Raw genomic sequence first — 13,046 nt, forward strand, 5'->3', positions numbered from 1 at the left:
TGCGCGCTCAGCAGCGCCGGAACCTGCTCTGAATGTGGTTTTTTTGAGATTCCCTCTGCTGTTTTTTTAAGCATACAAAAAATTTATTCAGAGTATCAATCCCTCTTGCACTGCCTGTGTCATACAGGCCCGGAGAACGATTTTTTTATCTATATCTTTTAGTTATTACCTGAGTAGAATTTTTCATTTGTCACCGGCAAAGTGAAAACTCTAGTCTGAATCTCAACGCGTATATCGTTATAACGATTTTGCACGACACCAAAAAATCCAAATTGGTGCAAAAAGAAAAAACCTTGTTAACGGATGTGACTTTTGATGGTCGTTGTCATTCTAAGCCCGTGATAATTGCCCTACATCCTGATCACACATTGAACAGAATTATTTGAGGAGAGACCCGTGAAATTGAAAACCATTGCCCATTGCATCGCCATTATCGGCGTGACTGGCGTTTCTGCGACATCTGCGATGGCGCAGGAAAAACCAGCCGACGTCACGCAACGTATCGAAATTACCGGTAGCAGCATCAAACGTATCGCCGCCGAAGGTGCGTTACCCGTCGAAGTCATTACCCGCAAACAGCTCGAAGCCTCGGGTATCGTGACTGCCGAGCAGCTGATTGCTACGCTGAACATCAATGGCAATGGTTCCGATAATCTGGCAAGTAATGCCGACGTCACCTCCGGTGCGCAGCGCGGCAATAACGGCGCTACCTCCGCCAACCTGCGCGGTCAGGGTTCAGACAGCACACTGGTTCTGCTGAACGGTCGCCGTATCGCCACACACGGTATGAAAGGCTCGGCAGTCGATCTGAATTCGATACCTATGGCAGCGGTTGAACGCGTTGAGGTGCTGAAAGACGGCGCTTCCGCGATTTATGGTACCGATGCAATCGGCGGTGTGATTAACTTCATTCTGCGTAAAAATTACAACGGCATTGAAGCACAGGCCTTCACTGATCTGACACAGCAAGGCGGAGCCGATATTCACCGCGTTTCTATCGTCGGCGGTTTCGGTAATCTGGAGAGCGATGGCTACAACGTGCTGATTACCGGTACCCACAGCGAGAATCAGGCATTGCGCGGCGATCAGCGTTCGTTTGTGAACACCTTCCAGCCGAATCGTGGTTTGTCAGTTGATACGCGCGGTACCCCGTTTGCGACCGTATTTGCGACGTCGCTGGCCAACACCATCATGAGTAACAAGAGTAATACCGGCCCTATCCTGCCTGGCACAAACCAGTCGATGAATGCGGTCAACGTGCTGAATTTGCCGGGTGGCGCGGGTTGTAACTCCATCGATGGTATGGCTGCTTATGATTACAAAATCTGGGATGTCGCTTCTTCCAAATATGCGTGTGCCTGGGATACAGGTCGCGCCGCTGTTTTACAACAGCCTGTGACCAACGATAATTTCGTTTCGCGCGCCACATTCAAAGTCGGTGAACATCAGGTGTTCGCTGAACTGGTCGGTTCCCGCGTTGATGTATCAAAAAGCTTCTCGCCGAATCAGGTGTCGCCCGGCAGCAACTTCCCGGTATCGTCGTTCTATCCTAAAACCGGCGCTGCGTATGACATGGTATTCAATTCCATCGCTGCGCTCTTACCAAGCATTAAATCCAATTACGGCGCGCCTATCGCTTATCGCTGGCGTTGTATGGAGTGCGGCAACCGTGAAATCAGCACCCGTACCGATGCCGCCCGTCTGCAAATCGGCGCCGATGGCCAGATCGGTAACTGGGATTACCGCGTCGGCCTGTCACGCGCTTACAGCGAATCACAATCGACACTCGGCAATGGCTATAACTACACGGTCGCACTGGCGAATGCACTCGGCACCGGCATCATCAATCCTTTCCTGTTGCCTGGTCAGAAGCAATCACAGGCAGCGCTGGATCTGATCGCCAGCACCTCTGCTAAAGGCGTGGTGTTGTACGGCGGTAAAACCACGTTGACGCAAGCCGATGCCGCGATCTCCGGTGAAATTTTCAAACTCCCTGCCGGTGCAGTGATGGCAGCGGTTGGTACCGATCTGCGTAAGGAAGAATATTCGTTTAACGGCGATGCACGCGCCTCGAACGCACGTCCTGCGATTCTGAATGCGCCGTTTGATGATGCGAATGCACTGCCAAGTGTAAGCCGTGATATCCGCGCGATCTACGCCGAGTTCCTGGTGCCCGTCTTCAAAAATATGGAAGTCACCGTCGCTGGTCGTCAGGATCATTACACCGGTTTCGGCAATACCTTTAACCCGAAAGTCGCGTTCCGCTATACACCGGTTGAACAAGTATTGTTCCGTGGTTCGTATAACACCGGCTTCCGCGCACCTTCATTCAATCAGTTGTTTAACGGCATTACCGAGTCGCCATACGCCGGTAAAGATCTGGTCGATCCGGCGAGCTGCCCAAGCCTCAAAGCAGACAGCACCAAACCGGGTTGCGGCATTATCAACCCGAATACCCTGACCGGTGGCAAAGCCAATCTGGGACCGGAAACCGCAAAACAGGCGACTGTCGGCGTCGTCTGGGCACCTAGCAAACATTTCAGCGCGAATATGGATCTGTGGGAAATCCGCAAGGAAAACACCATTACCTCGCTGGATTTAACCACCATGCTGCAAAACTACAATCTGTTCAGCGGCCAGTTTATCCGTGATGCCAGCGGCGCGATTGTGCAGATCGATCAGCGCTGGGTAAATGCAGGTTCAAGCATCACCCGTGGTCTGGAAGTCGGCGCGAATGCGAATGGCACGATCTGGAACGGTAAATGGACAGCAGCGATTGACGGCTCGTACCTGATCGAGAAAAAATCCCGTCCGACCGCGAATGCCGCCTATGGCGAAAGCGAAGTCGGCCGTTTCACCTTCACTGGCGATTTGGGCCTGCGCTGGAAACACACTGCCTATGTGACCTACACAGAAGGCAACTGGACGACCATGCTCTCGCAAATCTTCCGCTCTGGCTATAAAGATCAAGTCTTGCCTGGCGTACTCAATGGTCTGGTTTCCCCATCGGATTACAACCCGAATGTGAAAAGCTATTCCATCTTTAACCTGAGTGCGACCTACAGCGGCATCAAAAACATGACGCTGACCGCAGGGATCAAAAACATCCTGAACACCGACCCGCCATTTGCCATCACTTACGACAGCAACTCCGGCGCCGGCAGTTCATGGGAACCACGCGTCGCCGACCCACGCGGCCGCTCATTCACCTTGCTGGCGAATTACAAGTTCAAGTAAGCGCGGTTGTACTGAAAAAAACAATCCCCGGTAGCGATGTCGGGGATTTTTTATTCTGAAGAAGATGACTACATTACACTCATATAAAGTTGCTTCATCTACGTTTATCGCACTCTGCTTTCCTTCAACATTTCTTGGTAACGCACTGGGCTAAATCCAACGAGTATTTTGCTATCACTAACAAGAACCGGTACGGCTTTTTCACCTAGTTGTTGATATAACCTTGCTGCATCACCTGATCGATCAATCATCTGATCATTGAACTCGATACCGGCTTGCCGCAAATAGGTACGAGCGTTTTGGCAATGCTGGCAGGTTGCAGTACCATATAAAGTCAGTTTGTAAGGAAACGATTTCACATGGGCAGAGTAATCTCCATTTTTAAATGGCCCTTGCCATAAACGATACCAATGAGGAATATTTTTTCCTAAAAAAATCGCGAGAATGGCGACTACAATCAATAGAAAAATATCTTTGATATATTTCTTGTAACGAACTTGCATTTAATATCCTTAGAGTTTGAGTTCCATCCTGATGCCAACTCGGGTATAAGCCGAGTTCTTATTACGTGTTTGCAAAGTCGTGCTATCCGTAAAATACTCACGAATTGTGTATGCTTCTGGTGCAAAAAGATTATCCATGTTCATGACCAGGCGCATCCTTGGATTCACGGTCCAGATGGCGTTCGCGCTTAGGCTTCGCTGACGGGACTCATAAGTTCTCTGGGTCAGATTATTACGTAGCCAGTCCGCCGGAAGCCAGTTAGCATCCAGATCGATTTTCACCGGCAGATTAGCCATGACATAGCTCAATCCAAGTTTGGCACGCCATGGCAATTGACCTTCCAGATGGTTATCCTGCGCGGGCAAGTTACTCATCACCGAATGCGCCCAACCGACGCTGCCACGCAAATCTAATTTGGGAGAGGCAGACCATATATCAGTCACGGCAACGCGCCAGTTGAGACTCACACCTTGAATCGAAGCGTCGCCGAGATTGGCGGGTCTTTGCACATAGCGCGGGCTTGGTGCCCAAGACACAGGCATTAACAGAAGCTCGCTGCCAATTTTCCTGTCGATCTGGCGCGAATAGACATCAATACTGATTTGACTATCCCGACTCAGGCCATGTTCATAACTCAAATTCAAAGCGAGCGCCCGTTCTGGCTGCAAGCCCGGATTACCGGCACTGTCGGCGGTATCGATCGTATTATTACCGCAACCAGTATTGGTAAAACATGGTGCAAACGGGTTAATTGCGGGCTGCAGCATTAACTGGCTTGAATCTGGTGCCCGGAAACTACGTGCCAACGAAAGACGGAACTGGCGCTTCTGATCGGCCGCCAGTTTTTTTGACAAATGCGCCGACGGCGACCAAACTCTGAAACGCGCCTGATTACGCATACCCTCTTCAAGCATATTCAGCGTCTGATCTTCCATTGACAGACCAGCATTTAAGGCCAGGGTCTTATTCACACGCCAGTCATCCTGAACAAAAATCCTGTACTTTTTCTCAACATTCTGACTTTGTCCGCCTAACCAAATGAGACTCGTATCAACGACATCATTGAGCCAGTACACACGCCGGGTTTCATGTCTGCTATGTGTCCACTGCAGGCCGGATTTGATGTTATGCCCATCGCTGATACTGTTACTGTAATTGAATGACCAGATCGTGTTGCTTTGATCATCGCGATAATGCTGGCGACGCAAGGCGTAATTAGCTCCATTCGGATTGGCGCTATCCTGATCAATTCGCAAGCTATCACTTATATTTTGCATTTGACTGAAGCGCAGGCTTGTATCAATCTGACCGAAATCGCCACTATCATAAGTCCAGCTCAGTGGCAGGTTATAACCGCTGAGGGGTGAGGTGCTGCGTTGCCAGGCTTGTTGCAAACGGTCATTGACCCAGTGTCGTTGTTCGGTCTTGGTTTGATCCAGCGTGATCTGGCCATAATCCGGTTTAAAACTCAGCGTATTTCCGGCACCAAATTGATACGCCAGCTCAGAGGTCAGCGTTGAAAATTCATCCCTCCTCAAGGTATGACGGCTTGCCTGGAACTGCGGTTGCATACCGAGCGATGTGAGCAATTGCTGCTCATCTGCTCCGTTACCCGGGCTGCGGTTGTGGCGCGCATTGGCGCTCAGGCTAAAACTCCATGGACTCTCCGGACTGAACTGATTCATCCTCCATGTGCCATTAGCGCCGTACTCACCCCTCGTTTCGGTCACACCAAGGTTCAGTTGCTGCTGAATTTTGCGTTCAATTTTGCGACTGATCACGTTGATCGTTCCGGCTATCCCGAAGGGCCCAGTTTCTGCCGTAGTGGACTTAATGATTTCTATCTTATCAACCTGGCTCAAATCCAACTCTAACGGGCTCTTTCCCATCGGAGCACGTCCATCCAACAAGATTTGGGTATAGCCAGGCAAACCCAGCAAACTGATACGGCCATCTTTACCAAGTGTAATGACAGGGTCGCGTTTCAGTATTTCTGTCACATTTTGCAAGCCGCTTTGTTCGATTTGCTTGCGCCCGATAATCACCTTGCCAGCCACAAAATCCTGGCTGGCCTCGATATCTGTCTGTGATCCATTCACGACGACTTGCTGGGGGGACTGCTCAGAACCTTGAACCTGACCGGCTTGCTGTGCAAATGCGGATACGCTGGTTAGCAGCAAGCTACCTAACGTGTTGATCTTGTTATACATAAATCCTATTTCTACGCTGTCAGGAATCGCTGGGTTGTCTCATTAATTAGCAGGGTACTACCTTTGGTGGCTTGGCTTCTATTCAGGATTACCTTCGCACATAAACTCACAAAATTCAGCCAGCTTTTCTGTGGCGCGTTCCAATTCCTCTTTTTCTTTTTGGCGCAATACCTGGACTTTTTCCGGATCGGTTTCTTTTGCGATCTCTTCACGGATTTTGTTTAGCTTCCCACCAAACTTAGGCTGCGTTAATCCTCTTTCATTGCAAAGCTGTGTGCATTCAGCGCGAGGGCGTGCCTTCTTCAATGTCTGCGCAAAACTTGTTGTCCCGACTAGTGCCGCGACGATGAGAACGAGCAGATGACTTTTTTTTATATCCATTTTTATCAATGATCCACTTAATTTACTTAAGGACATCTTTTCGTTCAAGCAAACCCCATCAAGGTGTTTTTAACCTGAGATGAGGTTTGCCACTTAAGTTATTAACTAGTGCATAAATCAACACAGAATTCAACCTCTTCCCACCCTAGAGCACCAACGCATCTTGAAATGCACTGCATTTCTGGCGAAACCTCACCGTTATTACTGGCGTATGAAGCTGAAACGCTGACGAAAAACATAAATGTAAGAATTGATTTACGTAACATAATTACCTCTTTTGGGAGTTGTCGGAATAGAAATATTATTCTAAAGCATTTTTTATTGAAATATTAAAAATTAAATATCTTTTGAGTTACACTTTATTGCAACAATTTATCTGCGTTTGTTTTAATCAAAATGAATGTATTTATTGCCAAAATAAATCTCCATCATTCATTGTCACGTGCGATCCGAGTTTTATGACTGCCGAAATAATCGACATTCAACTACTGTCATACCGTTAAGTGAATCCTTTGGGAATTGCTTCTTGTTTCGCAGATCCACAATTCCGCTTTTGCTATAACTTCCTGCAAGCAAGCGTCGCCGACCCACGCGGCCGCTCATTCACCTTGCTGGCGAATTGCAAGTTCAAGTAATTCCGGTTGTACTGACAAAAAAATCCCCGGCAGCGATGTCGGGGATTTTTTTTATTCAGCGTCAGAAATGAATCACTTTGCATTCAGCAGCTTTGTCAGTTTGTCGATACCGACAGGTTCTTCTGCCTGTAAAGGAATAATCGCCCAGCGCTGGCTGTGTTGATCTGCGACCAGGCGGATTTGTTGCAATTCATTTTTTGCCCTTTGCTGTAGCAACAGCGATTGCGGTTGCGCCATCGCCAGGCTGTTGTTGATGACCCATGCCCACGGCTCAATACCGGCGCGGCGTAAGTCATTTTGCAGGCCAGCGGCTTCCAGCACTGGCGTGGTTTCTGCCAGTGTCACGATCACGATTTTCGTTTGTTGCGGGTCCTGCAATTGCATCATCGGCGTCGTGTAATGAACGCCGGTATGCGCCATCTGTCGTTCGATTTCACGATGATAGGCACCGGTGGTATCGAGCAGCAATAAGGTGTGGCCGGTCGGTGCGGTATCCATCACCACAAATTTTTTCCCGGCTTCGCGGATGACGCGTGAAAACGCCTGGAACACAGCGATCTCTTCGGTGCATGGTGAGCGCAAATCTTCTTCCAGCAAGGCTTTTCCTTGCGCATCAAGGTGCTTACCTTTGCTCGCCATGACTTCCTGACGATAGCGCGCAGTCTCGGCAACAGGGTCAATCCGGCTGACGCTCAGATTCGGCAAGTTGCCTTCCAGTGTTTCAAGCAGATGTGCTGCCGGGTCTGAGGTCGTCAGATGCACCGGAAAACCGCGTTGCGCGAGGGCGATAGCGATCGCCGCAGCAACCGTGGTTTTACCAACGCCACCTTTGCCCATCGTCATGATCAGGCCATGCCCGCTACCTGCCAGACCATCGACCAGCGTCGCCAGCGATGGCGCGTCCGTCAGGGCAGGCAATGTTTGCGTTGCGGATGGATCAGCGTCATTAGCACCATCGACCGCGGTAGAGGCCGTCAGCAAATGACGCAAAGAATCAAGCCCGACCAGATTGAATGCGCGCAGCGGAATATGATCTGTCGGCAAGCCGCGTAATACCTCGGGCGTGGCAGCCAATGCCGCCTGCTCGCGTTTCCAGACGGCGCGCGCCAGCGCATCGTGTAGTGTTTCTGCTTCCGGCAACACGCCATTGATGATCAGATATTGTTGATGAAAACCGATGGCTGCCAGCTCATCATGTGTGCGTGCAGCTTCTTTCAGGCTGGAATGCTGGGCACGTGCCACCAGCACCATGCGGGTACGTGCCGGGTCGGCTAAGGTCTGCACGGCTTCATGATATTTTTCACGCTGCTTGCCCAGACCTGCCAGCGGCCCGAGACAAGAGGCATCGCCTTTGCCCTCTTCCAGAAAGCCGGACCAGGCACCGGGCAGTTGCAACATACGTATCGTGTGCCCGGTCGGCGCGGTATCAAAAATGATGTGATCGTAATCCCGCAGCATCTGCGGATTGGTCAGCAGCCCGGTGAACTCATCAAATGCGGCGATTTCTGTGGTGCAAGCACCGGACAATTGTTCCTCCATCGCTTTGATCACCACCTCGGGCAGGGTGCCGCGCGCAGGTGTGACGATGCGGTCGCGGTACAGTTGTGCTGCCGCTTGCGGATCAATTTCCAGTGCAGACAGATTGGCAACCGACTCCACCGCTCTGATGCTGTTACCGATACGGATGCCGAATACCTGACCGACATTCGATGCCGGGTCGGTGCTGACCAGCAATACGCGTCGTCCCTGATCGGCAAGCCAGACGGCAGTGGCGCAAGCGACCGAGGTTTTGCCGACGCCGCCTTTACCGGTGAAGAAAAAAAATTTCGGCGTATTATCCAGAAAAAGCATATTCATTCCTTTTATAAAAACGGTGTAAGGCTGTCACCCGGCAACGACTCAGTTAAGCACGAATCAGGCTTTGGCGATGATCTTGTTGGCGGCGTTCAATGCATCCTGTTTGCGTTCACTGTAACGGCTGGTCAGATAATCGCTGCGACCTCGCAACAACAGCGTGAATTTAAATAATTCTTCCATCACATCCACCAGCCGGTCGTAATACGGTGATGGTTTCATGCGTCCGGCCTCATCAAATTCTTCATAGGCTTTCGGTACTGATGACTGATTCGGTATCGTGAACATGCGCATCCAGCGTCCCAACAGACGCAGGGTGTTGACGGTATTAAACGACTGCGAGCCGCCACACACCTGCATCACTGCCAGTGTACGCCCCTGGCTGGGGCGTATCGCACCTTGTTCGAGAGGAATCCAGTCGATCTGATTTTTCAGCACCGCCGTGATCGCGCCATGACGTTCAGGGCTGCACCAGACCTGCCCTTCCGACCACAAACAACTCTCGCGCAATTCCACCACCTTGGGATGCGTTTCCGGCACACTGCCAACCATAGGCAAATCATGCGGATTAAAAATTCTGACTTCCGCACCCATGTGTTGCAGCAGGCGCGCCGCTTCCTCGACCAGCAAGCGGCTGAACGAGCGTTCACGCAGCGAGCCATACATCAGCAATATCCGTGGCGGATGCTCAAAGCCTGACACCGGTGCGAGTTTCGCGGCATCAGGAATATCCATGTGTGCCATCTTTACGTTCGGCAGATCGGGGGCTAAATTTTGAGCTAAATTTTGGGCTGAGTTATCGATAATTTCTCCTGCCACATCAGTCATGCTTTACTCCTTTACGGTGATAGCGTCGGCTTTTCAGCTTAAACGTAATGCCAGCGCGGCCAACGTCAGCAACAGCACCGGCAAGGTCAGAACGATACCCAGCCTGAAATAATAGCCCCAGGAAATCGTGATATTTTTGTTTGCCAGCACGTGTAACCACAACAATGTGGCGAGGCTGCCGATAGGCGTGATTTTCGGGCCGAGATCGCAGCCGATCACATTCGCATAAATCATGGCTTCGCGCACCGCATTGTTTGCCACGGCGGCATCTATCGACAAAGCGCCGATCAGCACTGTCGGCATATTGTTCATAATCGACGACAGAAATGCGCTGAGTAATCCTGTACCCAGCGCCGCGCCCCAGACACCATGTTCGGCAAAACGATTGAGCACGCCGCTGAGTTGATTCGTCAACCCGGCATTGCGTAAGCCGTACACCACCAGATACATGCCCAGCGAAAAAATCACGATCTGCCACGGCGCATTTCTGACGACATCACGGGTGTTAATCACCCCGGCGCGCGTAGCGACGGCCAGCAACACCGCCGCCCCCGCTGCTGCGACCACACTGACTGGAACACCCATGCCATCCAGCCAGAAAAAACCGAGCAACAGCCAACCCAGCACCCACCAGCCCGTATTGAATGTGGCGCGGTCACGAATCGCCAGCGCAGGTTGGAGCAGTTGTTGCACCTCATAATCGGCAGGCAAGTCGCGCCGGAAAAACAGCAGCAACACCGCGATCGTGGCCATGACCGACACCAGATTCACCGGTAGCATCACCGATGAATAGGCGGCAAAGCCCAGCTTGAAATAATCAGCCGAGACGATGTTCACCAGATTCGATACCACCAGCGGCAGACTGCCGGTGTCGGCGATGAAACCCGCCGCCATCACAAAAGCCAGCGTGGCTTGCGGTGAAAACCTTAATTCAAGCAACATCGCAATTACTATCGGCGTCAGGATCAGCGCCGCGCCATCATTCGCAAATAAAGCGGCGACCACGGCACCGAGTAACAGCAGCAACACAAATAATTTGCGGCCGCTGCCACCGCCCCAGCGCGCCACATGCAATGCCGCCCATTCAAAGAAACCCGCTTTATCCAGCAACAGGCTGATGATGATGACCGCGATAAATGTGGCCGTTGCGTTCCAGACGATATGCCACACCAGCGGAATATCCGATAACTGTATGACCCCGGCCAGCAAAGCCAGCAACGCGCCGCCAGCCGCGCTCCAGCCTATGCCCAGACCGCGCGGCTGCCAGATGACAAAGGTCAGTGTCAGCAAAAAAATCAGGATAGCAATCAGCACGACATGCGCCCCATTTCAGAAATGAATTTGATGTACTGCGAGATCATGAGATGGACGCATCAGTTGAGCTGATCTCTGATCGCTTTAAGTTCCTGATGAATGGTATTTTTTTCCAGTATGTGCGCAGGGAGCGAGACGAAGCTATTGATGCAAGACATAATTTCGCGGAATACCTTATGAAATGCCGCGCGCTTTGCTTCATCGCTGCCAGTCACTGCAGCCGGGTCTTCAAAACCCCAGTGCGTCGTTACCGGACGACCGGGCCAGACCGGGCAGACTTCACCGGCGGCGTTATCGCAGACGGTGATGATGAAATCCATCACCGGCGCATCGGCCGCTGCGAACTCGTCCCAGCTTTTGCTGCGTAAAGCAGTCAGCGGATAGTCTGTCGTCTGAATCTGCTCTATCGCCAGCGGATTAACCGTACCGGTGGGAAAACTACCGGCAGAATAGCCCTTGAAACGCCCCTGCCCCATCGTCGTCATCAGGGCTTCCGCCATGATGCTGCGCGCAGAGTTACCGGTGCAAAGAAACAGTACGTTGTACACTTTATCAGTCATTTTTGTCTCGATTCATTGGTGAAAAGGAATTGCAAGGATAAGGAATTACAAAGAAAACCAGTGTTCACAGCAGCTGCTTACTACGCTTTACACGGAGCCTGATCCGCCAAGTGACTACCCGCCAGGCTGCCTGTCTGCAATGCAGGCAAACAAGCCTGACCGTTGCAACAGCTGTCACTCAGAAATGCCAGCAAATCATTCATGGTACTGAAATTGGCGGCGTAAATAATAAAACGCCCATCCTGACGCGCCGAAATCAGATCAGCATTACTGAGTTCTTTGAGATGAAATGACAATGACGAAGCCGGAATCGCCAGCTCTTCCGCGATTTTGCTGGCTGCCAAACCTTCAGGGCCAACCCGCACCAGCAGGCGAAACACCGCCAGCCGCGACTCTTGCGCCAACGCCGCTAATGCGCTGATTGCTTGTTTATTTTCCATAGGCGGACTCCGGTTCAGGCTTATTTCTATATTTCGACAATTATCGAATTATAGAAATGAAAGCGGAACTTTGACAACAGGAATTTGTGATTCCTCATGTCCGGCGTGTGCAAAACCGACAGCCCAGTCAATATTGGTACGTATCAGCCAACGCAGCCAATATCCGCCTTGAAAAAAAGCATGAAAACAGCCCTAAAATAAGCACTTTTCGGGGAGTATCAGGCGATTTTGCCTTTATGTCCTTATAAATAAAGGGCTTTAAAAAATACTCCCCCCCAGTATATTTATGCGTCCAGAGGCATGAAAATCGACTTTTCCAGCCTCTTTAGCCCCCGACTTCCAACCAGATTCATATTCCGCGTCTGTGCTTATTTTTGCGGCAGCAAGTCCGCTTCGGTTTCAGCGACAAAGACTTCCGCGCCTACACCCACCTTGTCGAACAATTCAACGATATCGGCAGAGCGCATGCGTATGCAACCATAACTGGCGGGATTGCCGAGCAGGCTTTCCTGCGGCGTGCCGTGAATGTAGATGTAACGCTGATACGCATGCTGATTGCGCTCTTCGGTGCCACGCAGCCAGAGTATGCGGGTCACCACCGGATCGCGCCCCGGCGCATCAATCGCAACGATTTCGCCGGTCGGCACACGATCTTTGAACGCGGTGCCGACCGGCATACCGGCACCGAATTTTTCAGCAATTTCCATTTTGCCACCCGGTGTCATGTAACTATCGGGCAAATCGCCAATACCCCGCTTCGCAGTTGAAATGGTATAAGTGGCGATGAGCTTCCCGTTATCGAATAAGCGCATTTTCTGTTCCGGCACAGACACGACGATGCGGTGTTGCATATCTTTTGGTGTCTGCACAGTATTCAGCAAAGACTGGCAGCCGGATAAGAATAAAGTCAGCAGCAAAAAGAGGAAGGCGAACAGTCGTTTTTTCATGTGGCAGAGATATCAGATGTTATGTCATGGCCTGCTAAACAGAGCAGGCTTAAAAAGCCAGTTGATAGCGCCGGATTATGATGCAAGAAACAAAGTGCATGAGTGGCAGAATAAGCACAGGCAGCCATGCTGGCAA

10 protein-coding genes are annotated in these 13,046 nt (G+C 51.1%); 1 reads left to right on the plus strand and 9 read right to left on the minus strand.

Translation table 11 applies throughout. The features are described from left to right. Positions 1–396: 396 nt before the first annotated feature. Positions 397–3,237: a TonB-dependent receptor domain-containing protein gene (locus ACOTSW_RS04240; RefSeq protein ID WP_423681186.1), complete on the plus strand. Its 2,841-nt coding sequence runs from the start codon at positions 397–399 to the stop codon at positions 3,235–3,237. 104 nt (positions 3,238–3,341) lie between these two features. Here the strand turns inward: ACOTSW_RS04240 and ACOTSW_RS04245 are convergent, their stop codons facing one another. The 9 genes from ACOTSW_RS04245 to ACOTSW_RS04285 all read right to left on the minus strand — a co-directional run bounded on the left by ACOTSW_RS04245 (position 3,342) and on the right by ACOTSW_RS04285 (position 12,910). Beyond that, positions 3,342–3,740 carry a glutaredoxin family protein gene (locus ACOTSW_RS04245; protein ID WP_423681188.1) on the minus strand — a complete coding sequence of 133 codons (399 nt, stop codon included), beginning with the start codon at positions 3,738–3,740 and terminating at the stop codon, positions 3,342–3,344. A 9-nt stretch (positions 3,741–3,749) separates the two neighbouring features. Next, positions 3,750–5,951, minus strand: a complete 2,202-nt coding sequence (locus ACOTSW_RS04250; RefSeq protein WP_423681189.1) for a TonB-dependent receptor plug domain-containing protein — start codon at positions 5,949–5,951, stop codon at positions 3,750–3,752. A gap of 78 nt (positions 5,952–6,029) precedes the next feature. After that, the gene (locus ACOTSW_RS04255) at positions 6,030–6,368 is read right to left on the minus strand and encodes a hypothetical protein (protein WP_423681190.1); all 339 of its coding nucleotides are present in this window, start codon (positions 6,366–6,368) and stop codon (positions 6,030–6,032) included. A gap of 671 nt (positions 6,369–7,039) precedes the next feature. Next, positions 7,040–8,818, minus strand: a complete 1,779-nt coding sequence (gene arsA / locus ACOTSW_RS04260; RefSeq protein ID WP_423681191.1) for an arsenical pump-driving ATPase — start codon at positions 8,816–8,818, stop codon at positions 7,040–7,042. 63 nt (positions 8,819–8,881) lie between these two features. Continuing rightward, positions 8,882–9,649 (minus strand): arsenical resistance protein ArsH, encoded by a 768-nt coding sequence (gene arsH / locus ACOTSW_RS04265; RefSeq protein ID WP_423681193.1) that lies wholly within the window; start codon positions 9,647–9,649, stop codon positions 8,882–8,884. Positions 9,650–9,682: 33 nt separating this feature from the next. Continuing rightward, positions 9,683–10,963 (minus strand): arsenic transporter, encoded by a 1,281-nt coding sequence (locus ACOTSW_RS04270; RefSeq protein WP_423681194.1) that lies wholly within the window; start codon positions 10,961–10,963, stop codon positions 9,683–9,685. Between the two features lie 59 nt (positions 10,964–11,022). Beyond that, complete coding sequence (locus ACOTSW_RS04275) at positions 11,023–11,523, minus strand: arsenate reductase ArsC (protein WP_423681195.1); 501 nt, start codon at positions 11,521–11,523, stop codon at positions 11,023–11,025. A gap of 80 nt (positions 11,524–11,603) precedes the next feature. Continuing rightward, the gene (locus ACOTSW_RS04280; RefSeq protein ID WP_423681196.1) at positions 11,604–11,963 is read right to left on the minus strand and encodes an ArsR/SmtB family transcription factor; all 360 of its coding nucleotides are present in this window, start codon (positions 11,961–11,963) and stop codon (positions 11,604–11,606) included. 368 nt (positions 11,964–12,331) lie between these two features. Continuing rightward, positions 12,332–12,910, minus strand: a complete 579-nt coding sequence (locus ACOTSW_RS04285; protein ID WP_423681197.1) for a L,D-transpeptidase family protein — start codon at positions 12,908–12,910, stop codon at positions 12,332–12,334. Between the last annotated feature and the right edge of the window lie 136 nt (positions 12,911–13,046).

The sequence above is a fragment of the Undibacterium sp. WLHG33 genome (genome assembly GCF_049544815.1).
Lineage (GTDB): Bacteria > Pseudomonadota > Gammaproteobacteria > Burkholderiales > Burkholderiaceae_D > Undibacterium.